We start from the raw sequence: 26,223 nt of genomic DNA on the forward strand, positions 1-26,223 counted from the left end.
CTTATTGTTTTAACCGAGCTAAAAACGCATTAGAAAACACGTGAGCGTCACCTGGCCAACGCGCTGAAATATAATTTCCGTCAGTCAGCGCAAAACCACGATCCATATGGGCCAAACTATCACGTAAAAGTGGTGCTGGGCCTTTCACAAAGTCAGCGGAAGATTTTAAACTCTGACGTACTTCCGCCTCTACGGTTTGCGAATAAGTCCGATAATAGTTACCAAGCCAAAGACACGTCAGTCCCCAGGCTAAAAGTTCTTGGACTGCTAAAAGTGAGGTTGTCTTTTTCCCCGACAATACACTTTGGCCATTTTTATTTCGACTGCGAGCCGCCAACACAACACCGTGGCAAATTGCACCCACTGGCTTTTGCATTTCAAAAAAACTGCACACTACGTTTTGTAAAAATTCTGATTCCAAATACTCCTTCATTCCAGGAGCGTGACCTCCTGGCAGAAGAAGACCGTCAAAGTCCTCGGAACGAATATCTGACCATTTCATCGGACTTTGAAATTCCGGCGACGCTTCCATTGCACGATAAGCACTTTGCGCATTTTTATCGGCGATCAGAAATGAACTTAAGAAGCCTAAGCCATATCCATACAACATGCGTTGATCACACTGACTTACTTTTCCGTCCGGTGTTGCAAAATACACCTGTGTAGTGGAGCGAGTTAAAGTCTGCCACGGAATAGCCGTTTCTGTAGGATCGAAATCCCGTGATGGCAAAGGCATCAGAATTTTCTTTATTCGGGTATTCATTTTAACAAGCTCCTAGTTTTACTATTCCTGTTCAAGGTCAATTCTACACGGAGCCTCGTACAATGGAAATAGATTTGAATCTACGGCGAAGGACAAATCTAAATTTGTTCTGAGATTCCGAATACAAAATCTGTTTTGTTCAAGTATTCTTCCGGCGGTTTATTTTTTAATTGCCTTCATTTCCTTCGAAACTTATTTCGTCTCCATCAACCAAAAGGAGATCCAAAATGAAAAATGTATTCGTTGTACTTGCTCTTGCCATCTGCTCTTCAATCGCTTCTGCCAACACATACTCACCAGAAATGTCTTGGGAAACATTGATGAACGACAAACACCTTAAAATTGACGAGCCTGTTGTTATGATGGGTCATGCAGTTGCTTACTCGTTTGTTTGCCAAGACGGCCAAATGCTAAGAACTAAAAAGCCAGTAAAACAAACTGAAACGGTTTATGTTGGCCATGGTGAAGGCAAAGAAATCGTTAAAGGCTACAAATACCTTTACACTCCAATTCACTATTCTCGCACTGTTTCTGACTGCACATACATCGGTCGTAACCGCGAAGTTTGTAAGGACAAAGTTATTTCAGGCACTTACCCAATGACAGTTCAATTCAGCGTGTCAGTATGGGGGCCACGTAACGACAGCGAAAAATTCTTATTCAAAAAAGCGTACACAGTACCATCTTGTAACTAAGAAAACTCGAGGCTCGCATTGCGAGCCTCAGCTTTTTGCAAGATCATTTGCTTTCAATACTTCTCTCTACTATGCCTTCGCCCACGAGGTGAAGAATGGAAACGACAAAGTGCATGAGTCTTCAAGACCAAGTCTGTGAAGATATCGGAATCTTTTTGAAACGCTACAAAGATCCTCGCAAAGGGATAAACATTCTGTCTTCGCGTTCGAATATCCATGTGAAAACTTTAAAACGCCTTTCAGATAAAGAGCACAACCCAGGATATCAAACTCTTTATAAGCTCTATTCGAGCCTGCTAGAAACAAATGATTTCAACCAACTGCTAGGAACAGTTCCACGCGCTGTCCGAGAGAAATTAGAAAAAAAAGATCCTCAACTAAAGACATCACCACTTCATAGATTCAATTTAAATATTGAAAAAGAACTACTGAAGGATCGTTGTTTCGCAGAACTTTATGTTCTTGCCGAAACAAAAACATTTGATTTAGGCTTCGTCAAAAGTCGCTTTGGTGATTATGGAATTGAGATATTACAAAAAATGCTACTTTTAAAAGTAGTCAGACAGTTAGGTAACGGAAATTATGGGCTTGGCGAGAATAGGTCACCCTTTTCAGCGGAGTCCATTAAGTCTGTCGGGATAATTTTAAGCGAAAGATATTCCAAACCCGAGCGAACTGATGAAAATGGCGCGAACTACATGGGTTTGATATTCGAATCAGTCAGTGAATCTACTTATAGAAAGTGGATTGAAATTGAAGAACGCGCTTTTCAGGAACGCATCGCGCTTTTACAAAACCCCACTTCCCGCGGTGGCCTTCCCGTCTTCATGTTTAGTGTTATTGATACTTTAATGGAAAAAGCAAAATGAAAAAACTTGCGATTATTATATTACTTCTATCTATTTTCAGTACTCACTCGGTCTATGCGAGTGGAGGTGGCACAGCCGGCGGTACCGACAGTTCGAATTCGTCCCAAAGAAAATAACGACAAGCCCGTCGTCATGGATAACAAAATTGAAACTTGACCGAATTGTCGTGCACGAAGAAATTCGCCATACTGTCACAATCCGGAGTTCTCGTGTTAAAGTCAGTGTTTACCATTCTTTCACTTATGGCTTTCGCAGCAGCATCTTCAGCAGACACTTTAAAGACGGTCATCGGCGAAAACATGTCTTTACCGTGGTATTCTCCAGGAAGCAAAGGTGAGCCTAAAGGTATTACTCCAGAATACTTGCGTGCCCTGGAAAAAAAGCTCGGCAAGAAAATAGAGATTTTGGTTCTGCCGAAATATCGAATTCGCGAGTATTATAAAAACAATCTCATCGACTTTAATTGCTACACAAATCCCCAGTGGGCAGGATCTGCTACCAAAAATTTTCAGTGGTCACATCCACTATTTACCGTAACTAACCTGATTGTTTCGAATAACGGGACTGTTGCCTCTCTGGATTCTTTGAAAGGCCAAACGATTGGAACCGTCCTCAAATACAATTACCCCAAGTTAACCAAGAAATTTTCGTCCAGAGAAATCATTCGTGATGATGCCACAAATGAAGAAGCAAACATTGTAAAGTTGGAAAACGACCGTTTTAAATATGCGGTCGTCGACGGCCATCATCTGGCTTACTATCTTCGCAGTAACCCGAACTCCAAAATCAACCCTAATGGCCTTCTCCTTGAAGAAATTCCCGTCAGTTGCTGGATCAGAAAAGGATCTGAACTCAAACTTGAAGACCTGAATACAGCCATTGATCAAATTAAAAGCGAAGGTATCTTAGAAAAGATATTTCAAAAATACCGATAGCCGCGAAAAAAACCTTACGTGACACCCATGTCGTGGTACATGTTCCATTATCTGCGATGTGGCTCCATATTGAGCCACATTTCGCACAGCGCACTGTTTTTTTTATTTTAAAGACACACGGAAATGTGAATAAATGCCGCAATGACTGTTCAGCAATTTATGCAAATTCAACTTTTGCGTCGCCAAGAAAAGAACGCCAAGTTTTCATTGCGATCCTTCGCGCGCTTACTCGATACCGATCCTAGTTCGCTTTCGAAAGTTTTAAATGGTTTGCGGATTCCATCGGAAGAAACCGTCGAAAAGTGGATCAACAAACTTAAGCTGTCTCCAGAAGAGGCCTCAGCTCTTCGCGATGCGGCTCGCGGCTCGAACAGTTTCAATCCTTTAGCTTGTGAATTCTTTGAATCAACTTACAGCTGGGTGCACCCCATTTTATTGGAAGCAATGAAGCTACCAGATTCACACACAAGACATGATCAACTTGCAAGTTTATTTGGAATGACGGTCGAACAGGTTCGCGAAATCATTGATTTCCTATTGACGAATAAAATTCTGAGTAAAAATCCGATTGGTGAAGGATACGTTTCTTCAAACCTTACGACTATTCCTATTCCCTACACGACCGCGTTAAGAAGAAATCTTCAAAAAAAATACCTACAACTTGCAATTGATGCAGTCGAAGAAGTCGCTTTCGAAAAAAGGGATCACAGCACGTTGACTGTGGCGATCCACTCTGACGATATTCCCGCAATACGCGATATTATTCGAGAAGCGCAAAGTAAGATCAATCGAATCTCTGAAAAAAGAAAAGATCAGGTTAATCAAGTTTACAACTTTAGTTCTGCGTTCTATCCGGTCATTGAGGAGTCTAAAAAATGAAAATACTCATCGTTATTTTATGTGCACTTCTAAGTTCAACATCAGCTTTTTCAATGACCTTAATTGACGGCCAAGTAACCAACGGCGGAGACGGATACGTGGCAGAATTCTTCCTTCTTTTGGACAGCGCCTTATCTCATATGCCTGCCACCATTCCACTGGAAAATAACGCCACACTACAACGTTCAGTATTGCAGCAAGCCCGTAATCAAGTGCAGATTTCTTCCGAAGAAAATCTGCACCTTGATGGTCGCGAAGTCTCTGCAATCAACCAGCCCTTTACGAATCCGCCGACAATTAAACTTTCTCGCAGTTTTTGGAAAGTTTTATCAGAAAACCAAAAACTCCAACTCGTGGTTCATGAGATATTTCCAGTGGCAGGTGTTTACGATGCCGACTATAAGAACTCAACAGCCCTGATTCGAATCATTGCGCAAACCACACCACTTTCGTTTTCCTCTTTGGCGGCGGCAACATCTGTCTGCGACACAGATACCATCAACGCAATTCCAGAAGAACCCTTCATGCGTTTAACGACAGATGAACAAAAAAAAGCATTGTTAATTGAGTCTTTAAATCAGAGCTGCGCTCCCCTTCTGCGTAAATATATTGCTATGAATATCAATATGGATATTTGTGTGGGCGGTATCAGTCTGATGAATTGGTATCTTCGCCAGGCAACGGGAGATGAACGTACTTTTGATATTCTAAAGCTGTTAATGCTTGGTGGTGCCCCAGTTACCCAAACATGTGCGACTCGTCTGAATGACAGCTGTAAACAAATTATGACCCTGAAGTTGCCTCAACCGGAACGTTTCGCCGAAGTTTTACGGTGTAATAATAAGTGATATATCAAAGGCCTGAGTCTCTAACGAAGGCCACAGATTAGAACTCGTGATCTTGCAATCACTATTTACATTCTGTTTACTAATTTTAGAACGTCATTCATCGGCAATATGAGGGTCTAATGTCATCACGAGTTCATTTACCTGGCACAGAAATTTCAAATACTTTTATTTCCTCCCACTCGCAGGAAGACATCCGCAAAGACATAGGTTCTTTACTTAAAACCATTTTGCAAAGAATCGTCAGAAATCCAAATGACGTCATGGTGACATATTTAATTGGTGACCGCACAACTGTCTACAGCGTCGCGGTTCACCTCGATGACTACGGTTATCTCCTTGGCCGAAAAGGTGCGACTATTAATAGCCTTAGATCCATCGCGCGAGCCATGTTGGCGCGTCATGAAATTCGTGCCGTAGTGGATGCACCTCACACACCTTTTAATGGCAATCAAGACGACAGTTACTGAACTTAGTATCTGTGGCTAGGGTTTAAAGACACGAAATAAAGTTCGCGATATTGAACGGTTATGGGTAACAGTGTAAATAAGTGCCTTCTAACCAGGAGGCTCTTATGACACGTTCAATTCTTTCTGCTATCCTTATCCTCTCTTCATCTTGTTTTGCAAAAGCTGAAGTCCAAGTTTTCAAAATCCTAGATGGAAGTTCACTGTCATGTCCAAGTACTAATTCAACAGATTCTCAACCCGAAAAAGCCATCGGCGTTTCTTTAGTTAAAGAAGCAGCGACTGATAAAACGATGAAAGTTACAGTTAACATTTCGGCCGTAACTTGTCAGAATGGAATTTGGATTGCGGATGTAATGCCAGCATCCCGCGAATACGTTGCACCGAACGGAAAAAATGTCAGAGTTTCTTACGACAACTATGAACTCTTACTGGTCAATGAACGCTATGAAATTATCCAACAAAGAAGACTCGGCGATCTATCTGTAGAGCAAAAAGGCACTCAAACTTTTTCTTTGCCCTACAACCGTGGTGCCACTCAAAATTACGACTTATTTATCCGTGTTCACAAAACGGTATCGACAGACAATTACCAATATAGCGAAACGATGCACTTCGGAGGTTTCCGCCTTCGCATGAACTAACTTAGTTGGGATTAGAACTTAATAGGCCAAGATACGTTCAACATCATGACGTTGTTCGAAACCTTCGCATCAACGTCTGAATTTGTATCGTCTGAAGCCTTATTGAAAGACTCTACGATATATTCAAAATTGATCGTGACTGGTTTGTAGCGGGTATATCCTAAACCAACCTTGTATGCCATGCCCGACAACTTTGAATGGTTGTCATTCTTAATAGTCCACGAGTCAACACCGACTCCCGCATAGATGCGGTAAGGATTGTTCTGAAAATTATAAAGTGCTGTTGCCATGATGATGGACTTGTTAAAAGCATCGCGCGAGTCACCTTCGTAATCGACGCTACCATCAAAAAGAGTATTGTAATCAACACCCACGAAAGTTGTTCCTGAATCCGTCAGCCAACCCAAACGTGCACCGACGTTGATAGCTTTCGTTGAAAATCCACTGTCGACACTTTTATCTGTCCCGCTGCCCATCTCGTAACCGATGTAGGGGTCAATCATAATTGCTGCTTGAGAGTGAGAAGAATAACCAACGAATAAAGCCGCGATAAGGAACCATTTTTTCATGAACTTTATTTTGGGGAACGAACTGTTCATTGGCAAGTCACGTCCCCACAAGCAAGCTGTTCGTCTTGTTTGCCCCGCTCTAGGCAGCCATGGAACCGGAATTTGATCCGGTTACCACAGACGTTAAAGTCGCCACTCCATCTTTCAAAGATTTTGATTGCTCTGAAAGTTCTTCGGCAGAAGCCGCTGATTCTTGTGAAGCAGAAGCATTTTGCTGAGTCACTTGATCTAATTGATTCATGACCTGGCTGATTTGCACGATCCCTGAAGACTGCTCTTCACTGGCCGTCGCAATTTCGCTGTTCAAATCAGAAACTTTACGAATCGAAGTGACAATTTCTTCTAGAACTTTACCACCGACAGACGCTTGATTCGCGCCATTTTCAATTTTACCAACGCTATCATTAATCAATGTCGCGATGACCTTAGCGGATTCTGAACTTCGTTGTGCAAGATTGCGAACCGCTTCGGCAACGACCGCAAAGCCTTTTCCTTGCTCACCGGCTCGAGCTGCCTCTACGGCGGCATTCAGTGCTAACAAGTTTGTTTGGAAGGCAATATCATCGATGACCGTTGTGATTTCCGCGATCTTCTTGGAATCTGCTGCGATCCCTTGGATCGAGCTGATCAAAGTTTTAATTTCTGATTCACCTTTGATTGCTACATCACGAGTCGCACTTGCTAATGAAGCTGCTTGTTTCGCATTATCTGTATTCAGACGAACCATTGAAGTCAGCTCTTCAAGCGTCGCCACTGTTTCTTCAAGGGATGCTGCCTGACTGCTTGATGATTGTGACAATGTCGCAGCTGTCGAGGCAATCTGTTGCGAAGCCGTTGAGACTCGTTCTGATCCTTGCGCCAAATCTTCGCTGACATTTAAAAGACTTTTTGAAAGTTTGCCTGCGAAAAGGATGCTCATCGCAAGTCCCGCTGAAACACCAAGGATGGATACGATCAACAATGTCTGATTGTTGGATTCTGCCGTTTCACGCGCTTGCGCCACCCAAACTTTTTGTTGGTTCGTCAAAAAGCCTCTTAAGGCCATAATGTCGTTCATGAAGGTCTGAGCCGACTCGGGACACTCTTTAAAGAAGATTCCAACCATAGCCTTACGACTTTCAGGTGTTCCTTCCTTTTGATATTTTAAAATATTGCCACCAACACCTTTGAAGTGTTCCCAATTTTTTTGTAAAGAAGCGACAAGTTCTTTTTCGCCGGGAATCAAGTCAGGGCGCTCAAATTTTTTAAGCTCCATATCGACTTCTGCCACGGCTTGAAGAGTTTCTTTCTTTGCTTGTTCTTCTTGCGCTGGCGTTACGCCTTCAATTCCTAGTGTACGAATAGAGATACGCGCTTGCTTAAAGGCCAAGAAAGCCGCGTCGGTTGTGATCACATCATCTAATACGCCACGAGCTACTTCCTCGTATTTCTTTTGCGTGCGCGCTTGCCCCCAATAAGCAAGAACTGCTACGAAGATCGAAACCAAACTCATCCCAATTCCCAAACCTACTAATTTTTTTCCGAGACTCATTTTGTATTCCCCACAACTTGGTCGTTAAAACTTTCTAAATTGTTCGGAGACCTCAAATATCGCTGTATGCTGACGTAGGTATTGAACTAGGCTTCAAATCGAATGCATTGCAATTGCGCTCAAATATAAAGAATTCTTAAGCAGGATGCTACTTTTGTAATATCGCTACTGGTCCGGAAAATTGAACTCCTGTAATCGTTCACTCGCTGTGAACAAGAGTCGATGAAATTAACGAAGCAGAAAAGAGTATCTCCACTCTTTTTGCGCCTCGAGTTTGACCGGTCTTTATAGTAATTTTCGCGCATAACTTAAGCGAGGTATTACATGACAACTCTTATTCCTCTACTTTTTTCGGTGGTTGTAGGTCAGCCGTTTACAAAAGCGACTATCGAGCAAATGAAAGAAATTGCTGATGGCAGTTACGCCGTTCAGTACTATTCGGCTCCTGCGTGTGAAAGAAATTTCGCGGGTTTGAATAACGATTCTACGTGTGATGACGTAAGAGCATTTCTAAAATCGTGCGATATGGTTCCGGTTATTTATCAAACTGGAGAGAACGTCGATATTTCTACCATGGTTCAGTGTAAGTAATTAATTAGCGAAGCTTGCGCTCCGCCTCTATTCAGGAGAAAAAAATGAAATCCTTGTTTACCACTTTATTATTAATCTTTTCTTTCGGAACTGTTGCTAATGCCAATGACTGTCTAGTGTATGGAGCTTCCGGCAAGAGTCTTGCCGCGAGATTAAACTCTACAGCTGGCATTGCTATTTCGAATTCACTTTATAATTCGAATGTAATTGTTGAAGCTTCGGATATCAAATTTGCTAGCACTTCAATCCAAATTTATAAACTGATAAACGGTGAACACAAGATTGTTCAGAATATTAAGTTGAAAACAAGAGCATTAACACCTTGGGATGCAGACAAACTTGGAGAAAAAAATTTGAATGAAGTGGTCGACGGAATAACGAACGCTTGCAAAATGGCTGAAGAAATTGCTGAAGTTACTATTAAGTATCCAAGAATAAATGGGCGGCTTATTTCTCGACTGAATGAAGATACTCACAACGTACCTGAATTATTTTGTGAGTTCTATGGCTTTAAAACGTCTACTGGAAATGTAAAAAGCCTTAATCAGGAAGTTTATGAAAACGTCCAAGTTTTACCTTATGCGGGACCTTTGAGTTACGCTCAGGCTGGAAACATTTTTAAAGAAATTAAATGCGCCAATTAATAAGGTGGGACAGCGAAACGCTCGCTTAGAAAAAATGGTGATTCCGGTACGACTCGAACGTACGACCCTCTCCTTAGAAGGGAGATGCTCTATCCAGCTGAGCTACGGAACCACTTGCGATCTAATATCGCTGAAGGGGCCCAAACTAGCAAATCTATTTCAAATTTCCAAGATGATGAGGCCAATTTTTCACGCTTTATGCTGCGTGTTATTGGCCTATCCTTCCAGATAGATGCGTGAGAGTTGAATCCCCACGAAGAGTAGGACTATCAAAGCCCAAAATAATAACGAGTTCAATTTCATCGATCGCTCCCCAACTAACGAACCACATCGGAACGAGTTTACTGTCTAACAGATCGGCAAAATTCCGCAGATTCCCAAGCATCTTTATTACAAATTGATAGACGTCCATAAGTTCCAGCGCATGTCCGTTTCATGGTGAAACGGAAGTGATATTTTTGTAGATTTTCCGCATTTTTCTCCTGTGAATTTGAAGCTGCGCAAGCAGCCATTACAAGCGATTCAGAATGCGAGTCTTCGTTGATAAGTAAGCTTTTAAAATCTAGCTTCGATTCCTCAGCAAAAAAACTTTTCGGAGGAACCATGAAGCTTCTTATTTCAATGATTCTATTTTTTTCGTCTTTCGCACAAGCCGCTAACGAACTGAAAGCCATTGATGGCGAAGACGCGATGTATGCGACAAACATGATGGTCAATTCAAAGTTCATGCAATACTCGCAGTCGTACAAAGGCCGCATGCTTTACGATATCAAGGTTAAATATTGTCGCTATGACAGTTTGTCAGAAGAGCTTGGTTGCAGCGGCGATGGCATTTCGTTCGTCATTCCGGATGCCACACGCTTAGTTGATATCCTTCAAGCTGCGGGCATTTTAGACACGTATATGATGTGGGGAGGAATGGCCTACTACAACGTTGTCTCTAGCATCTGCAGCGGCTTTGAAGGTGAAGTCCTAGGCCAATACCGAGCGGACTTACGTTGTAATTTAAAAAACTTCCTAGATAAGTGACTAGTTCCTGACCCTCGCCCCTCGCCAAGATCCTTTCAAATTTAATATTCTTTAAATTCGAATGTGAACTTAGAGGGAAGAGGTCCGGGTGAAGAAGTCACTTATCTTGAGTGCTCTGCTATTTTTGTCTGTAAATAGTTTTGCTAAAGTAGCTCCGCCCCTATCGCAATGTCGTAAGGCCACCGTGCAAGAAATCGAACAAGTTAATGAAGGCAACGCCAAGAAAGAACGCTTTCTTGCAAAGTGCTTAGCCGAGACCGACAACTCGTCATGGTGCCAACAACTCACTCGCCCTAACGAGAGCAGCACGGCGCGCTTTAAATGCACGTATGGTGAGGAACAAGTTCATCAGTTGATTGATCCCTCTGAAAACACCTGGAAGTTCGCTATTGAAGGCGTGCGAGTCGTTAAAGATCTACAAGCGAAAGGTTTGAAGGTTTGCGAAATCTATAATTGGTGGCGTCCCGATGCTTACAATCACAACGTGGGTGGCGCGCCCGGCAGACATCCCTTTGGAACTTCCATCGACGTGCGCTTTTGTACTAACGCCGATGCCGATCGCGCTTTTGCAGAGCTTTGCAAAATGAAAGCGGCTGCTCGTATTCGCGCCATTGGCCATTACGGCAATTCAGCAATTCATATCGGAGTGGGCGATAATCTTTCCAATACTTGGGGTAAATACTGCGACGGAGCCGCGAAGACTCAGGTTGCAAAAAATCCTAAGTCTTTCGCTAAGAAATCTATTTAAAAGTTATCGGGCTTGTCCAACCTGGATCGCCTGTATAAAAAAACTTTGTGAAGTACGTACTCATCTTTTCGCGCAGATTCTCGCGTGATTCACGATTGTCTTCACACCACGCAAAGCGTGCAAAGTTCGGATGTACCGTATCAAAATTTCCTAAATAGAAAACCGCATCTAAACCATGAACCGCGCCGAATACGTCTTTCCAGGGCGATGGCGTTTCCTTCCATTCAAATGAATACAAATAAGAATTCGAGTTATGAAGTTTTGAGTTCAGATAAATATTATGAACAGTTGTTTGAATAGCAATCGAACCCGCTTTCGTCATAGTTTGAAAGTGGTCGAAGTCTATCGTCACAAAATCTTGTGGAGATTTCGGTGCAGTTTCCGGTGCCTGCATCCATCCCCACAATTCAACGGCAGAGGGTTTTAAATACTCACCACCGATTAAATAAGTTCCGTCATCTAATGTCGAACCTAAGATAATAGGCACCTGTTGATAATTGCCTAAGGCCAAAGCTTCAAAGCCGTGAGGAATCACTTCGCCATCAACGATATGTTGAATCGGAATTGTATAATCTTGCGCCATCACAAGTTCTTCCGCTGTGCGCGAATAAAGGAATTCTTTCAGCCACTTTTTGTCTTTATTCTTTACCAAAGCTTCGGCTTTGCTTTCGTCTTCGACTAAACCCGCCTGAATCACAAGATTTTCAATAAACTTTAAACCGCGCGCTTTGGCGAAAATTTGCGGATAGGCATTCGGCAGCCCCGACGAACACACCGCTTTGTGATAGAGATCTTTAGATAACGGCGATTGCAATAAGCCCCACACATTCATGCAACCTGCTGACTGCCCCATGATTGTGACATTCGCTGGATCACCTCCGAATTGCTCAACGTTATCACGCACCCATTTCAAAGCTTGGATCAAATCCAAAGTCACATAGTTGCCCGAACGATCCAGTTTATTTTCTTCTGCGAAGGCATCGGACGCAAACGCGCCGAGCATTCCTAAACGATAGTTCACACTAATAAAGACAACATTAGATCTTTTAGCAACGTAAGTTCCGTCATACATGGGGTCTGATGAAGTGCCCTTAAAGTTTGAACCACCATGAATCCAAAAAACCACGGGAAGTTTTTTTCCCTGTTCACGAATATCGGAAGGACGCCACAAGTTTAAATAAAGACAGTCTTCATTACCAACGAACTGCCCGAATTGTTCGGCCGGCACATTCGCAAAAAAGTTTCCACGTTGAGGACAAGCATCAGAAAAATGATCCGCCTTCAATGTTCCACTCCAAGATTGAACGGGACGCGGAGCCTTCCAGCGATTCACACCAATAGGAGGTGCAGCGTAAGGAATACCCAGGAAGCTTTCAACACCTTCCTGCGTCTGCCCCTGCGCTTTGCCTGAAGCAAATTGAACGGAGGGCCCAAAAGCATGAAGTGATGGTGAAAATAAAAAAGTCAGGACGGACGTAAGCAAAATTTGAATGCGCATAAAAACCCTCCCGCGAAGTTCTTCAAAAATATCGAGCTTCGCAAAGAGGGCCAATAAAATATCAGCGTCAGAATTTATTTAACCAAGAATTAATGGCAATTCACTTTGAAGTTTCAATGAATTAATTTTTGTAGTCCAAAGCACACTGCAATTCGTCACTCACAACGGCACCTTTGGCGTTTCACGACAGTGGCGCTCTAGCAGCACCACTTTGTCGTTCACGTGGACGTTTTGATTTTTTCCAATGGCCACTTTAATCCCTGCTGATGTTCTGTCTGACTCTTTATAAGTTTCGACAGAAGCACACCCTACAAACAGAGTAAGACTTAAAAGACTCGCAATTTTCATTTTAATATTTTTCATATTTTTCCTAATGCGCTACGCGCCCGACAAATTTCTTTTCAAAAATGGAATACAAAATCGGCAAAACAATCAGAGTCAAAATAGTCGATGATACGATGCCACCGATAACGACTGAAGCCAGAGGCCTCTGCACCTCTGCTCCCACTCCTGTTGAAAGCATCATTGGCAAGAAACCAAAGACCGCCACCAATGCCGTCATCAGTACAGGGCGAAGACGAATCAACGTCCCTTGCATCACCAGCTCTTTGCCTGTTTTTCCCTCTTGGCGAAGTTGATTGAAGTAATTGACCAATACGACGCCATTAAGGACCGCGATGCCCGACAGAGCGATAAAACCAACACCTGCAGAAATACTAAATGGCAGACCATTCGCAATCAGGCCAATCACGCCACCGACAAGTGCAAACGGGACACACGAAAAGATCAGCACTGTCTGTCCTACACTGCGGAACGCTGCATAGATCATTAACAACACCAAAACCAAAGCCATTGGCGTTAATACCAACAATCGCGCACGAGCTTCCTGCAAGTTTTTGAAGTTGCCGCCCCATTGTAGGTAATATCCCTGTGGCAGCTTCAGTTCCCTTTCGACCAGTGCTTGCGCTTCATTCACAAAACTTTCAGTATCGCGACCACGAAGATTGACCAGAACCGCCGAACGACGATTCGAATCTTCACGATTAATACTTCCGAAAGTTTCTGCAAACTTCGATGTCGCAAGATTTGAAAGTGATGCCGTTGCATTATTCCCCAATGCGACCGGCAACGACCGAATCGTTTCCAAATTAGAACGTTCGTCATCACTCAAGCGAACAACAATCGGAAACTTTCTTTCGTTTTCATAAAGATATCCACTTTCTTGACCACCCACTGCAATTGCAACCGTTGTTAAGACGTCAGAAATGTTAGCACCATAGCGACGAAGTGCTTCTTCTTGGGGCTCCACTTTCAAAACGGGACTTGTGCCCGCTAAGTCAACTTCGACGTCCCCAGCGCCCGGAACTTTAGCGACAAGCTGCTGCACTTGTTTTGCCAAATCCATGTTTTTGGCAAGATCCGGTCCGAAGATCTTAATCGATACGTCGGCACGAGTCCCTTCTAACAATTCGTTGAAGCGCATTTGAATTGGTTGAGAGGCCAAATAATTTTGTCCCGGCAATTCTCTTTCCAAACGTGCGACCAACGCATTGACTAAACTTTCATAGGTGTGTTTTTTTCCATCATTCGCTTTCGGCCATTCGGAACGATCCTTCAACATGATGTAAGTATCAGAGATATTTACCCCCATTGGGTCCGTCGCAACTTCACTTGTACCAATGCGTGAAAACACATGATCCACTTCAGGGAACTGTTTTACGATCACATCAGCCTTTTCCTGAAATGCGATGGACTGATCCAAGCTTATGTTCACTGGACGAATCATATGAAAGGCATAAGAGCCTTCACTTAACTGCGGCAAGAACTCCGCACCGCGAGTCGCAAATAAATAACCACCAATCACAACCGCGAAGACTGCTCCCACCAAGGTTGCTTTCTTAAAGCGATAGGCGATTTCAAAAACGGGTTGATAAGCTTCACGCAACCAGTGCATGAACTTTGGTTCTTTATCTTCGGCGTTACCTTGCAGAATCAAAGATGCCAATGCTGGCGCCGTCGTAAATGACAATACCAAGGCACAGGCCACGGCAATTGCAAATGTTGCAGCCATCGGTGCAAACATTTTTCCTTCAACTCCGACCAATGCAAAAATGGGTAAGAACACGGCAATAACGATCAATTCACCAAAACCCGCAGCAACACGAACTTCAACGGCCGCTTCATAGACGGCGTGTTGCACTTCTTCACGTGTTAATTTACGGCCCATCTTTTTACTTTGTTCATGAATATAGCGAACGCAATTATCAATCAGGATAACTGTGCCATCGACGATAATCCCGAAATCCAAAGCGCCTAAGCTCATCAAATTTCCAGAAATACCCAGTGGCTTCATGATTAAGAATGTCGCCAGTAAAGAAAGCGGAATCGTGATCGCGGTAATAACCGCAGCCCGAATGTTTCCTATCAATAGGAATAACACCACGATGACCAACGTCGCACCCATTAACAAGTTATGTTCAACCGTACCAAGGGTCGCATTCACAAGATCAGAGCGATTGTACACCGTCGTCATCTCAATATCAGCAGGAAGAGTTTTTTGAATTTCATCAACTTTCTCTTTTACCCGAGTCGAAACAGTGCGACTGTTTTCACCTAACAACATCATCACTGTGCCAAGCACCGTTTCACGTCCATTGTGAGTCGCAGCCCCCGTGCGTAACTCTTTTCCTAACTGAACCTTTGCAATATCACCAATACGAATCACTCGAAATGAATCTAATTGTTTGACTGGAACTTTTTCGATGTCTTTTGCAGATTTAAATAAACCCACACCTTGCACCAGAAATTGTTCAGACGTTTGCGAGATATATCCACCACCGACGTTCTTATTGGCCTTTTCTAAAGACTCAACAATCTCTTCGAAATGAATTCCATACGACGCCATTTTGCGAATATCCGGCTGCACGTGATACTGTTTTTCATACCCGCCAGTCGTATTGATTTCCGCCACACCTTCAACGGTTAACAAGCGCGGTTTTACAAACCAATCTTGCACCGCTTTAATTTCCATCATTTGTTTTAAACGCTCTTGCGGATCCGTCGCAGGCTTTTTGAAATCAAGGGTGTACTGGAATATTTCACCTAGCCCGGTCGAGATCGGTCCTAATTTCGCTTCCGCTCCTTTCGGTAATTCATTAAGCACACCTTGCAAACGCTCGGTCACCATTTGGCGTGCGCGATAGACATCGACAGCATCTTTAAAGACCACCGTCACTTGTGACAGACCAAAGCGCGTGATCGAACGGACCTCCATGACACCTGAAATACCGCGCATTGAAGATTCCACCGGGAACGTAATCGAGCGTTCGATTTCTTCCGGCGCAAGTCCTTCAATCGTTGTATTAATTTGCACTTGATTGTTTGTGATATCTGGAACCGCATCAATGGGCAGATGTTGAAATGCGTAAATCCCTGCAATCGCTAACATCACCGTAAAGATCAGAACCAGAACTCTATTATAGACTGAGAAATGAATTATTTTATTTATCATAGATGCCTCTAGTGACTATGCCCTTCTGGCGCGTCGCCACTTGCCACGATTTCAACAGATCGTAAATATCCCACTCCGGAAATCACGACTTCGTCACCCGCGTGAAGATCAGCGGATTTGATCGTGATCTCTTTTGGGGTTTTTATGACTGTTGTAAAATCGATGCGTTTGAAAAATGCATTGCGCACGCGATACACGTTTACTTCTTCACCTGAATAAAGAATGGCAGAGGCTGGAATTTTCCACTGCGTTTCTTTTCCCAGCGTCAACGTTTGAATACCGAAATTACGAATGGCTTCCACTGACAGCTTAAAACCATCATGTTCATCAACTGTGGTGATTCCTTTATCAGCGCCAACACTGGCGTTTCGTTCTTCGGTCTCACCTTCGTGCTCATGCTCTTCACCATGTTCATGCGAACCGTGATTTGCGGTGATCATTTCGGCTGAGCCCTCTTTGTTTTTCTTATCAGTGCAGCTTGCTGCGAACAAAAGAGTGACGATACTAAGAAAAATTATGTTTCTCATAACGCCAACTCCACCGCTTCACCGTCAATCATTTGAATATCCAAATAGGTTTCGACCGCATGCAATTCACGTTCGTTGCGAAGTTTTTCGAAATCCACCAGCGAACGATGAGCCTCAATAATCAATGGACTTGAAACCACACCTTTCATAAATAGACCTTCAATTTTTTTATGCTTGTCGGATAAAGAGCTTTCATTCGGCGTTAGTGCAAAAACTTCGATAGCTTTCGCGTAGGATTTTCTTAAACCTTCGCGCTGCGCTTCCAACTGCTGCAGTTGCAAATCGCGTTTCTGTTCTGCCGCTTTCAAACCAACTGCGGCAGCCGTGCGTCCTGCCCCGTTCACGTTAAACACAGGAATGGGCATACTTAAATTTGCGCCCCACTGTTGCAGATCCTGTCCACCTTCAGAAGTAAACTTTGCAGAAGGACCGATCATCATCGTAGGCCACGACTCGCCTTTGGCCTGATTTAATTCACCTTGTGCACTTTGCACATCAGCCAAGTGACTTGCTAGCAATGGAGATTTAGCTAAATCGTCATGGGACGCGCGCACGATCGGCCACTTTGTTATTTTGGGCGGCAGAACTTGTTTGATTTTCTCAAGCGGCAAACCTGTGGCAATTTTGAAATACGCTTCTAAAGAAGTCAGTTCTTCATCGTATTCCATGCGTTTAAAACTATATTCGCCCCTAGCGATACGAAATACCGTCAAAGTCACTTGTTGTTCTGGCGACAATGCGGGTCTTGATTCGTATTGTTTCACAAGCTTGGTGAACGTTTGCGACGACTCGTCGATTAACTCCAATTCAGAAGTTATCTGACGAAGACGCAACAACTTTAACAACGTCATCTTGCGCACCGTTTGCTTTTGCAAAAGCAATGCAGATTGCGCCCTACTAAGCTCCGCTTCTGAAACTTCCTTACGGGCAGCTCGCTTGCCGCCGAGCTCGACAGGAAATGCCAGTGACACATCGGTTTCAGTTCGCGTTTCAGAGTTCACAGATCCCGTGATACTTTGCACACCCAATTCTGGATTGCGTAACTGCGTGACCGCATCGACCACCGCCGACTTCTGACGAACTAATGCTTCTTGCTCAAGAACATCGGGTGACTTCTGTTCCGCACAAGTTAAAACTTGCTGATAATTTTGGACTGACTCACAAGCTGTAGCCGCTTGCACACGTGCACCCATAAGCGCACACGCAAGCACCAGCACAGCCTTCACTAAAAAAGACATGGCATAACCTTTAATTAAAATTTAAAAAATATTTATGGAAAATTTTGCGAGGACTTAAACTCGCGGAGGTTGGAAGGGGCCTTCCAGAACTAGATCAACTGGTAATTGAGAGTACTCTTTAAAAGACGAAGTCATGAAGCTTAACGGAGCCGCAAACTTCACATCAATAAGAACCAATTTTGCACAATGTCCAAGATGACAAAAACCATCGGCACAAGGATCGATATCTTTGTGATCACAATGGGAATCGTCGGAAGCATGAAACTGATTATCGGCATTTACCGAAGAAGAAATATTGACGCCGGATTCTGCTGCCAAATCGGAATGAAATGAAAGTGAGTTCCCTATTAATACAAAAAATAGGGGCAAAATCAGAACAGTCATAAAGATAGAATGAATTCTGCTTCTCACGAAACTCACAATACGACTACCCGTGAACCATTTCAAGATAATTGGACCAAACGCCAATAGATGAGACGGTTTTCAACTGCAGTTGCAATACTCTTGCAACACTAGGAAGCCCACGCACATTTTGTGACGAGCTTCCTATAAAATATTAACTAATGAGAAACGTGAGACAAGATATCGTGTGACAGATTTTTATTTTGCGCACGATTGGCGATATCACCAAGACTGAGCATTCCGATCAATCGTTTGCTTCTGTTAATAACCGGCATGCGACGAATTTTGAAGGAAATCATCGACTGTCCGACAACTGCAACATCATCGTCGTCGTAGCAATAATTAATTCCTTCGGTCATGCACTCAGAAACTTTTGTATCTGCGGGATCAAGGCCGCGCGCAACGACGCGAACGACAATATCGCGATCGGTGATCATGCCTACCATTTTATCTTCCCGCTCTACAGGCAAAGATCCGTAATCACCTTTGGCCATCATTTTTGCGGCTTCTTCAACGGTGTGATCCGCATTGATAACGTCAGCGCGTGGTCTCATGACTTCTTTGACTTTCATGACAGGCTCCTTTGCTATTTTCTTAAGAATAGAGCTGCAAAGGCTAAAGGGCGCGTTGTATTTTGTGACTCGCGAAAGAGCTGGTGCGCTTCGACAGGAATTTGGGCAAAAAAAAAGGGAGCTCGAAAGCTCCCTTCTAAAGACCTAAGTAATTAATTACTTGGAAGCGCCTTCAGTTGCTGCTGCTGCTTTTTCTTTTTTGCTGTGTTTTTTGTGTTTTTTCTCTTTTTTCACAGTTTGTTCTGCTTTAGGAGCAGATTCCATTGCTGAACCAGCTGCAGGAGCTGCTTCACCTTGAGCTTGAGCCATAACACCAGCGAACATCAAAGACATAAGGATAGTTGCGAATTTCATAAAACCTCCATTGGTTTTTTTGTTTCTTAATTTAAAAGGCCGCTCTTGTTGTTTCCTTCAAGAGTCGATTCCCTCTGATGAACTCAGATTAGCAACAAGTTCTTAAACCCCAATTAAAACGGTATTAATAATTTTTTATCTCGCAAGCCTAAAGGCCAGCAAAATTCACGTCAAAATGAGTCAACGAAATCACGTGAGGTTTCAATCATCTAGCCACGATTGTCCGCAGCATTCGGACCTGTAAAGCAAAAGCTACCCTGTCTCAAAATGGAAGGGTAGATTTGAGCAAATGCAGATTTGTTTTTGCAGAACTCTAACTGAGGTGATTCGAAATGAAGAAACGTTATCTAGTCCTTCCACTCTTTCTAGCGGCTTGCGCGTCTAATCCCAATAAGGCGGAAAAGCTTGATACAGAGATGAAAAAATCTGAAGACATGGGCGGAGGAGTTGTTCTTGGTTTGAATGAAAAAGACGAAATGGTCATGCAAAAAAAAGTACGCCTTGCTGATTACGTCAAACAATTGCAATACGAAGTTTACGGTCTTGAAGACAATATTTACGGAAGCGATGACGGCAACCGCGGCTTGTGGGGCGTTCTGGAAGAGTGTCAAACAAACGAAAACTCTGCAGAGATCGGCGGCGAAGGCACTTACGTAAAAATGCCTGAAAAAGCACGCCTGACAGATCGTGAAGATCAATTCCAAAAAATTGGTTTGGATGAAAAGAAAAACCTTGTCGCGATCTCTACCGATTATTTAAAAGATCGCATCCGTCGTTTCGAAAACTACAAAGCGACATACAAAAAGCGCAAAGACTGGTACGAAACACAGATCAAAATCTGTAATGCCAACGTGAACCGCAAAAACTACAAAGCGAAACAAGCCGCTTTGGATCTCAGCAAGTATCCACAAATCGTCAATACAACTTCAGAGTTGGATCAATACGTATGCCGTTATGTAAAACAAGGCGCGAAGTTAAATGACCTTGTTAAAGTCGCTTTGAACAAACAATGGATCATGAAAGAAGACTACGATCAGGATCAGCCAGTGAACTCACAAAGAATTGTGGATTCAAACCAAGCAGAACGTCAGAACGTTATCCGTGTTGGCGGCTGGGCGTTGGCTTATGATTCAGGTGCAAAATTCTCTGAACTTGAAGCAGGAACAAATCCTACTTTGAAATCTTGGATGAATGATTCTGCCGATATCGTTCCTGGTGCAAAAAACTGCCTACGCAAAGGCAGCAATGTTTGGAATAACTAAGGATTTATAAAATGAAAAAGTTAACTCTATTTATCGTTGCGGCATTAGTTGTTACTGGTTGTTCAAGTAAAAAGAAACGCGAAGAACAAGTACTGAAAGATCAAAACGTTACGACAACTCTTTCTAAAGAAGAAAGTCTTGGTAGCGACACTTCGATCGGCGTTGATGAAGACGGCCATGTCATGCACATGGATAAAACTCAATTGTCTGAATACTTGCAAAACTTGAAGTATGAAACTTTCAAAGAGTATGAAGCTCTGTATGGTATTCGTGAATATTCAAGCAAAGGTTTGGCTGGCCAAGTCGATGCTTGCAATAAAAAAGCGAGCCAAAAGAAATATGGCGGCGACGGCACAGCTCCTAAGCGTGTTGATCGTAGCGATGTTTTGAATACAGAACTTCTTTCTGAATGGAAGAACTTCAATAAAAACAAAACAAGCACGGACACGAACGCTAAAGTTGAAGTCGGCTACAATGAAAGAGGTCAAGTGACAGCAGTCACAAAAGAAAACCTGCTGGAAACTGTTGATCGCTTCCAAGATTACAGAAAAACTTTGGCGCAGAAGCGTACAGAGCTTGAACAATCCCTAGCTGCCTGCGAAGCTAAAATAGAAGACGCGCAGTAAAAGGATTGAGGTTTGAATGAGTTCAGAGTTCAAAGGCAGCATCAGCGTTCCCCAAAACGCCAGTCTTTGGACAAAGTTCTTTAAATTTCTAGGACCGGGACTTCTTGTCTCGGTCGGCTACATGGACCCGGGCAATTGGGCCACCGATATTGAAGCCGGGTCTCGCTTCGGTCATCTTCTTCTTTCCGTCGTTTTATTTTCAAGTCTTGGCGCCATCGCCCTTCAATACCTGAGTTTAAAATTAGGAATCGCATCAGGAATGGATCTTGCCGTTGCATCACGCAATAATTACGGCAAAAAGACCAATCTAACTCAATGGTTTCTGGCAGAGATCGCCATCATTGCCACTGACATCGCTGAAGTGCTTGGCAGTGCCCTCGCCTTCAAACTTCTATTCGGTTGTTCATTACTTGTCGGTGTCGCCATTACCGCTTTGGATACATTTCTAGTTTTAGCTTTTGCCGGAAAAGGATTTCGCAAAATTGAAGCGATCATTCTTGGTTTGGTCATGACCATCGGCATTTGTTTTTTTATCGAGTTGGTTTTCGTTAAGCCTGACTTTATATCAGTGCTGCACGGTTATGTGCCGCGCTTCGATCTTTTGCGCGATAAACAAAGCTGGTATTTGGCAATCGGAATTATTGGCGCAACGATTATGCCCCACAATCTTTACCTTCATTCTGCCATCGTACAGACTCGTAAAGTCGGTATCACGGAACAAGAAAAACGCCAGGCCATTAAGTTTTCAACACTCGATACATTAGGTTCATTGGGACTGGCATTTTTAGTGAACTCGGCCATTCTTGTTTTAGCGGCATCCGCCTTTCACAGATCAGGTCATTATGACGTCGCAGACATTCAAGACGCTTATCACCTTTTAGAGCCGATTGTAGGCACATGGCTTGCGCCAGTGCTGTTTGCAGTTGCCTTATTAGCGTCAGGACAAAGCTCGACCTTTACAGGCACACTTGCTGGGCAAGTCATCCTTGAAGGCTATCTGAATTTAAAATTAAGCGCCTGGAAGGTTCGACTTATCACACGTTCACTGGCGCTAATTCCTGCATTTCTGGGTGTCTGGTTATTAGGTGACGACTCGACCGGAACATTGATTGTGATTACTCAAGTGATCTTAGGACTGCAATTGCCATTTGCGATTTATCCATTGGTGAAATTTACGAGCGACCGATCAATGATGGGACCTTTTGTAAATAGCCTGCCGATAAAAGTAATTTGCTGGAGTATTTTTGCAGCAATCAGCCTTGCGAATATTTGGCTGATTGTGCATCTGCTAAAATAGAAAGTCTTAGTGAATCCAACCCATCACAATCGCACCTAACGTGGCACTTGCAATTGTCACCCATAACATCACACCTTGAATCAAAGGCTTAATGCCCACTTGCGCCAATGTTTCTTTCGTCAGGTTCGTACCAATCAGGAACAACGTAACGACCAAAGCTCGTTTCGCAATTTCATTTACGACATGGCCTGCCGGGCGAAGTTGCGGGATATAAGTCACCACGGCTGCCGCAATTAAGAAGCCAAGAATAAACCATGGACGTTTCGGTTTCGCATCAACTGCGGTCTTAGCAGCACCTTTGGCGTAAATATAACCAAACAAGAAAGTCACAGGCACAATCCATAAAGCCCGTGCCAACTTAACTGTCGTTCCTACTTCCAAAGCGTGTGCACCATATTGCAAAGACGCACCGACCACCGAACTTGTGTCATGAATCGCCAAAGCACTCCACAGACCAAATTGAGTTTCAGTCAAACCGAGCGCGTGACCTATCGGCGGGAAGATAAACAACGCCAAAGCATTCAACAAGAACACCGTCCCCAGTGCGACAGAGATTTCGTGATGTTTTGCTTTAATTGTCGGCGCAATAGCCGCAATCGCACTGCCACCACAAATCGCTGTACCAACAGAAATCAAAACCGATGTATCACGTTCCGTTTTCAAAAGTTTTCCAAGCAAGTAACCAAGAATCAAAGTTGAGGAAATCCCGACAACGGTATAACCAATACCTTGCAAACCGACTCGGCCAACAACGCCCAAATCCATCCCCGCGCCTAAACCCATCACTGACAAGCTTAACAACGTCGAAGTCAGCTTACGAGTTTTCGCGATATAGGGATTGCCCATCACGACGGCTAAAAAGATTCCCAGAATCAAAGCTAAGGCTGATGACACATAAGGAGTCAGACACAACACCGCAGCCAACGGGATCACAATCTTTGCTACATTTTCAGAGACCGTTTTCTTCGCAGTTTCCATAGAAAGTCCTTTACTGTGTGTAGTATCGTCTCTATTTATCAGAAATAGTAATACTATTTTACTATATATCATCAGTATTTCTGATATAGTGATTTCTATGAATTCATTCCTCTTTAATTTCAATACCGAGCTTCTTCCAACGTTTCTTGCAGTTGCCGAAGCTCAAAGCTTATCGGGGGCCGCGAAGTTATTAAATCTGTCGCAGCCCTCAGTCACAGCTCACATTCAGAAATTAGAAGAAGAATTGAATTCAGCGCTGATTAAGCGTTCCGTAACTGGTATTCAATTGACCGAGGCTGGCCATAAACTTCTAGAACAAGCACGCCGCATTCAAAACATCGTGCGCGAAGCCGCGGAAAGTGTCAGTGAGGCGAAAGTCGTCAAAGGTCACTTAAAGATCGCAGCCAGTACAACGGTTGCCGCCTATGCCTTACCTCCTCTACTGACAGAGTTTCGCAAACGCTTTCCGCAAATCAGTTTGGAACTGCAAATTGGAAACACTGACGATGTTCTAAAGAAATTACGAAATGGCTCAGTACCATTGGGTTTAGTGGAAGGCCAGGCTCGTGCCTCTGCCATTCATCTTGAGCCCTTTCTAGAAGACGAATTACTATTCGTGTGCGGCACGGTTCAACAATCGCTGCTGCGTAAAAAAGAAGATCTGCACAAACAGACACTGCTGTTACGTGAACAAGGTTCCGGTACACGAGTAGTTGTTGAAAAAGGTCTTAAAAAACTGAACCTGGCGACAAAAGATTTCAACGAAACATTGGACATTGGCAGCTCTGAAGCGATTAAAACTTCCGTGATGGCGGGCTTAGGTGTGGCATTCATGTCACGCCTAAGTATTCAGAATGAATTAGCCCTGGGGAAACTGACGATCCCATTCCCAGATCTGCGCATTCCCCGAACTTTTTATTGGGCCTTTCCCTCAAAAGGGCTTTCTGGTACGGCTGCAGAATTCTATCGTCTGCAAAAATAAAAAAGCCGGTTTATCACCGGCTTTTCTTTATCCCAAAGTGGCATCCCAAGATTTCACATAAGATTCCAAAATTTTTAAATCTGTCGAAGCACGTTTACGCTCCTGATCTAAAATCTTTTTATCCTCTTCTGTGTTGTTGCCAACTTCACGTTCGACAACCTTCAGATCACTTTGTGCTTTTTCAAAAATACTGCGCCACAAGCGAGCCGCGACATCGCGACTTAACTGTTCTTGCGGTTGCGAATCTTCAGGCAACTGAACGCCGTCATCGCCAATCAAACCACGAGATTTGAACTGGATCTTGGCAGCAAAACGATACTTCGCAATTGAATCAATTTGTTTGGCATATTTCATCGATTCTTCCACTTTGCCGACATTGTCTAATGGGCGAGATAGAAGGCTTTCATTCAAAAGCACATCACGAATGAACATCGTTCTTAGCATTAAGAATGAATACGCTGTCTCTTCAAAACGCAACGAACCTTCAATCGAAGATGTGCCCACGATATGCGTGCGCACGATCTCGTCAACTGTGGTTTGCGGCGTAAACCCTGCGATCACTTGCAAAGCCACCAAACGCGCGATCTTTTCGTTATTGATCTTTGCTACCTGACGACGTGTGTATGGAAGTTCTGATCCTGTGGTCTCGTCGATGTCCTTTGCTGGTAAAGATTCGTCGACTTCTTTCAACCACAAGTAAGTCAGATCAATCAACTCTTGCGCGGTCGCTGCCTCTGCAAACTTTTTACCGTAAGGCATCAGTTTGAAAGGAACAGGCGACAATGAATCGTGATTTTCCTCTTTCAAAATATTTTCCATTGGGATCAACAACGATTGGTCATGAACGCCGGAAGTTGTTTTTTTCATCTCTTCCAACATGTTGCTCATGTTTTGATTTGTTTGATCCATCTTAGCTGGAATTTGGTTTGCGCTTTTAATAGCGTCAGTGGCTTCACAAGCCACTAACGATAGGCACAGTCCCGCGCCGATAAGAACTTTCAATTGCGACTTCACGAAAAACTCCTAGTTCGCTAGCAAATCAGATTTGCAAGAAGCCACGCCATCGTCCGCTGGAGTGCCCAACCAGATCGCAAGAATTTTTTGCGTCAAACCTTTGTCACCTTTAATCACAGTTTGTTTCGCCGCTGAATCTTCATAAATCAACGTTTCAGAACCGTCGCTGTGCTTATGAACTAGGATCGTTAAGCTATTGCCCGAAGTTGCATCGCCGCCGTTTTTAACAGCGCTCAAGAATTGCTTAATTGCGTCTGTGCTCATATCGACTTTATTGATCGACAAAGCATCACGGAATGAACTTTGTACTGTTGGCGCGTCTACTGTGCGCAAGAACGTCAATTGAATCGCTGTAGTTTCGCTGTCATCCAAAGACTTCAAAGCTTCTTTGTCTTTTTTTACGAAACGTTCTGGGCTGCTTACAAGAAGTTGTGCGACATACACGTTCACTTTCGCCAAAAGAACTTTCTTCCAACGAAGACCGCCGCCCACGGTACTCAAATGCACAGCAGTTTGATCAATTGTCGCATCAGCTGATTTAGAAATGTTCACGCCTTTGATATCGCGAGAACCTTTTTCGAGCTTCAGAAGAGAAGCCTCTGCGAAAGAAACAGAAAGAATGATGGCAGAGGCAGTAAGAACTTTTAGGACCGATTTCATAGAACGTCTCCTTTTAAAGGTAAGAAGACGTTCTTAGGACAGCCAACTAGAAGAGTCCCTTTTTATTTGTGCAATCGAACTTGCACAAATTTA

General features: G+C 43.5%; 29 protein-coding genes and 1 tRNA gene. 15 read left to right on the plus strand and 15 right to left on the minus strand.

Going from position 1 to position 26,223, the window contains the following annotated elements; translation table 11 throughout:
- Position 1: 1 nt before the first annotated feature.
- Positions 2-763 (minus strand): type 1 glutamine amidotransferase domain-containing protein, encoded by a 762-nt coding sequence (locus tag DOE51_RS14615; RefSeq protein WP_142697289.1) that lies wholly within the window; start codon positions 761-763, stop codon positions 2-4.
- Positions 764-990: 227 nt separating this feature from the next.
- On the opposite strand from DOE51_RS14615, the gene DOE51_RS14620 reads away from it, so the two are divergent.
- The 7 genes from DOE51_RS14620 to DOE51_RS14650 all read left to right on the plus strand — a co-directional run bounded on the left by DOE51_RS14620 (position 991) and on the right by DOE51_RS14650 (position 6,097).
- Entirely contained in the window at positions 991-1,458 is a 468-nt protein-coding gene (locus DOE51_RS14620; protein ID WP_142697290.1) for a hypothetical protein, read from the plus strand.
- Positions 1,459-1,553: 95 nt separating this feature from the next.
- On the plus strand, positions 1,554-2,327 hold the full coding sequence (locus DOE51_RS14625; RefSeq protein WP_142697291.1) for a hypothetical protein: 774 nt from the start codon (positions 1,554-1,556) through the stop codon (positions 2,325-2,327).
- Between the two features lie 242 nt (positions 2,328-2,569).
- Entirely contained in the window at positions 2,570-3,262 is a 693-nt protein-coding gene (locus DOE51_RS14630; RefSeq protein WP_246845107.1) for an ABC transporter substrate-binding protein, read from the plus strand.
- A gap of 141 nt (positions 3,263-3,403) precedes the next feature.
- On the plus strand, positions 3,404-4,141 hold the full coding sequence (locus DOE51_RS14635; RefSeq protein ID WP_142697292.1) for a TIGR02147 family protein: 738 nt from the start codon (positions 3,404-3,406) through the stop codon (positions 4,139-4,141).
- On the plus strand, positions 4,138-4,989 hold the full coding sequence (locus DOE51_RS14640) for a hypothetical protein (RefSeq protein ID WP_142697293.1): 852 nt from the start codon (positions 4,138-4,140) through the stop codon (positions 4,987-4,989). Before DOE51_RS14635 ends, DOE51_RS14640 begins: the two co-directional genes overlap by 4 nt.
- A 119-nt stretch (positions 4,990-5,108) precedes the next feature.
- Entirely contained in the window at positions 5,109-5,456 is a 348-nt protein-coding gene (locus DOE51_RS14645; RefSeq protein ID WP_142697294.1) for a KH domain-containing protein, read from the plus strand.
- A gap of 104 nt (positions 5,457-5,560) precedes the next feature.
- Positions 5,561-6,097, plus strand: a complete 537-nt coding sequence (locus tag DOE51_RS14650; protein ID WP_142697295.1) for a hypothetical protein — start codon at positions 5,561-5,563, stop codon at positions 6,095-6,097.
- Positions 6,098-6,108: 11 nt separating this feature from the next.
- On the opposite strand, the gene DOE51_RS14655 is transcribed toward DOE51_RS14650, so the two are convergent.
- Entirely contained in the window at positions 6,109-6,666 is a 558-nt protein-coding gene (locus DOE51_RS14655) for an outer membrane beta-barrel protein (protein WP_168196465.1), read from the minus strand.
- Between the two features lie 79 nt (positions 6,667-6,745).
- Entirely contained in the window at positions 6,746-8,197 is a 1,452-nt protein-coding gene (locus DOE51_RS14660; RefSeq protein WP_168196466.1) for a methyl-accepting chemotaxis protein, read from the minus strand.
- A 324-nt stretch (positions 8,198-8,521) separates the two neighbouring features.
- Between DOE51_RS14660 and DOE51_RS14665 the strand changes: the two genes are divergently transcribed.
- A complete protein-coding gene (locus DOE51_RS14665) occupies positions 8,522-8,788 on the plus strand; it encodes a hypothetical protein (protein WP_142697297.1) in 267 nt (88 codons plus the stop codon).
- A 44-nt stretch (positions 8,789-8,832) separates the two neighbouring features.
- Positions 8,833-9,432: a hypothetical protein gene (locus DOE51_RS14670; RefSeq protein ID WP_142697298.1), complete on the plus strand. Its 600-nt coding sequence runs from the start codon at positions 8,833-8,835 to the stop codon at positions 9,430-9,432.
- Between the two features lie 35 nt (positions 9,433-9,467).
- On the opposite strand, the gene DOE51_RS14675 is transcribed toward DOE51_RS14670, so the two are convergent.
- A tRNA-Arg gene (locus DOE51_RS14675) sits at positions 9,468-9,544 on the minus strand.
- Between the two features lie 491 nt (positions 9,545-10,035).
- Here DOE51_RS14675 and DOE51_RS14680 point away from each other — a divergent pair.
- Positions 10,036-10,461, plus strand: coding sequence for a hypothetical protein (locus DOE51_RS14680; protein WP_142697299.1), 426 nt, complete (start codon positions 10,036-10,038; stop codon positions 10,459-10,461).
- 88 nt (positions 10,462-10,549) lie between these two features.
- The gene (locus tag DOE51_RS14685; RefSeq protein ID WP_142697300.1) at positions 10,550-11,209 is read left to right on the plus strand and encodes a hypothetical protein; all 660 of its coding nucleotides are present in this window, start codon (positions 10,550-10,552) and stop codon (positions 11,207-11,209) included.
- Here DOE51_RS14685 and DOE51_RS14690 read toward each other — a convergent pair.
- The 8 genes from DOE51_RS14690 to DOE51_RS14725 form a co-directional block, all read right to left on the minus strand.
- Positions 11,202-12,707 (minus strand): carboxylesterase/lipase family protein, encoded by a 1,506-nt coding sequence (locus DOE51_RS14690; protein WP_142697301.1) that lies wholly within the window; start codon positions 12,705-12,707, stop codon positions 11,202-11,204. The genes DOE51_RS14685 and DOE51_RS14690 overlap by 8 nt on opposite strands.
- A 159-nt stretch (positions 12,708-12,866) precedes the next feature.
- A complete protein-coding gene (locus tag DOE51_RS14695; RefSeq protein WP_142697302.1) occupies positions 12,867-13,070 on the minus strand; it encodes a hypothetical protein in 204 nt (67 codons plus the stop codon).
- Between the two features lie 7 nt (positions 13,071-13,077).
- Positions 13,078-16,218 carry an efflux RND transporter permease subunit gene (locus DOE51_RS14700; protein WP_142697303.1) on the minus strand — a complete coding sequence of 1,047 codons (3,141 nt, stop codon included), beginning with the start codon at positions 16,216-16,218 and terminating at the stop codon, positions 13,078-13,080.
- Between the two features lie 8 nt (positions 16,219-16,226).
- Positions 16,227-16,745: a hypothetical protein gene (locus tag DOE51_RS14705; RefSeq protein ID WP_142697304.1), complete on the minus strand. Its 519-nt coding sequence runs from the start codon at positions 16,743-16,745 to the stop codon at positions 16,227-16,229.
- Positions 16,742-17,983 (minus strand): TolC family protein, encoded by a 1,242-nt coding sequence (locus DOE51_RS14710; RefSeq protein WP_142697305.1) that lies wholly within the window; start codon positions 17,981-17,983, stop codon positions 16,742-16,744. The genes DOE51_RS14705 and DOE51_RS14710 overlap by 4 nt, the downstream gene beginning before the upstream one ends.
- Before the next feature lie 54 nt (positions 17,984-18,037).
- Entirely contained in the window at positions 18,038-18,301 is a 264-nt protein-coding gene (locus tag DOE51_RS14715) for a hypothetical protein (RefSeq protein ID WP_142697306.1), read from the minus strand.
- A gap of 242 nt (positions 18,302-18,543) precedes the next feature.
- Complete coding sequence (locus DOE51_RS14720; protein WP_142697307.1) at positions 18,544-18,957, minus strand: CBS domain-containing protein; 414 nt, start codon at positions 18,955-18,957, stop codon at positions 18,544-18,546.
- A 156-nt stretch (positions 18,958-19,113) separates the two neighbouring features.
- A complete protein-coding gene (locus DOE51_RS14725; RefSeq protein WP_142697308.1) occupies positions 19,114-19,311 on the minus strand; it encodes a hypothetical protein in 198 nt (65 codons plus the stop codon).
- 332 nt (positions 19,312-19,643) lie between these two features.
- On the opposite strand from DOE51_RS14725, the gene DOE51_RS14730 reads away from it, so the two are divergent.
- The 3 genes from DOE51_RS14730 to DOE51_RS14740 are packed head-to-tail and all read left to right on the plus strand — an operon-like array spanning position 19,644 to position 22,496.
- Complete coding sequence (locus DOE51_RS14730; protein ID WP_142697309.1) at positions 19,644-20,573, plus strand: hypothetical protein; 930 nt, start codon at positions 19,644-19,646, stop codon at positions 20,571-20,573.
- A gap of 11 nt (positions 20,574-20,584) precedes the next feature.
- The gene (locus tag DOE51_RS14735; RefSeq protein WP_142697310.1) at positions 20,585-21,199 is read left to right on the plus strand and encodes a membrane lipoprotein lipid attachment site-containing protein; all 615 of its coding nucleotides are present in this window, start codon (positions 20,585-20,587) and stop codon (positions 21,197-21,199) included.
- Positions 21,200-21,215: 16 nt separating this feature from the next.
- Complete coding sequence (locus DOE51_RS14740) at positions 21,216-22,496, plus strand: Nramp family divalent metal transporter (protein ID WP_142697311.1); 1,281 nt, start codon at positions 21,216-21,218, stop codon at positions 22,494-22,496.
- A gap of 6 nt (positions 22,497-22,502) precedes the next feature.
- Here the strand turns inward: DOE51_RS14740 and DOE51_RS14745 are convergent, their stop codons facing one another.
- The gene (locus DOE51_RS14745) at positions 22,503-23,474 is read right to left on the minus strand and encodes a YeiH family protein (protein WP_142697312.1); all 972 of its coding nucleotides are present in this window, start codon (positions 23,472-23,474) and stop codon (positions 22,503-22,505) included.
- Between the two features lie 97 nt (positions 23,475-23,571).
- On the opposite strand from DOE51_RS14745, the gene DOE51_RS14750 reads away from it, so the two are divergent.
- Positions 23,572-24,456 (plus strand): LysR family transcriptional regulator, encoded by an 885-nt coding sequence (locus DOE51_RS14750; RefSeq protein WP_142697313.1) that lies wholly within the window; start codon positions 23,572-23,574, stop codon positions 24,454-24,456.
- Positions 24,457-24,483: 27 nt separating this feature from the next.
- Here the strand turns inward: DOE51_RS14750 and DOE51_RS14755 are convergent, their stop codons facing one another.
- Both DOE51_RS14755 and DOE51_RS14760 read right to left on the minus strand, forming a co-directional pair.
- Complete coding sequence (locus tag DOE51_RS14755; RefSeq protein ID WP_142697314.1) at positions 24,484-25,470, minus strand: hypothetical protein; 987 nt, start codon at positions 25,468-25,470, stop codon at positions 24,484-24,486.
- A gap of 9 nt (positions 25,471-25,479) precedes the next feature.
- Positions 25,480-26,130 carry a chalcone isomerase family protein gene (locus DOE51_RS14760; RefSeq protein WP_142697315.1) on the minus strand — a complete coding sequence of 217 codons (651 nt, stop codon included), beginning with the start codon at positions 26,128-26,130 and terminating at the stop codon, positions 25,480-25,482.
- Between the last annotated feature and the right edge of the window lie 93 nt (positions 26,131-26,223).

Origin of the sequence: Bdellovibrio sp. NC01, assembly GCF_006874625.1 — a bacterium.
Lineage (GTDB): Bacteria > Bdellovibrionota > Bdellovibrionia > Bdellovibrionales > Bdellovibrionaceae > Bdellovibrio.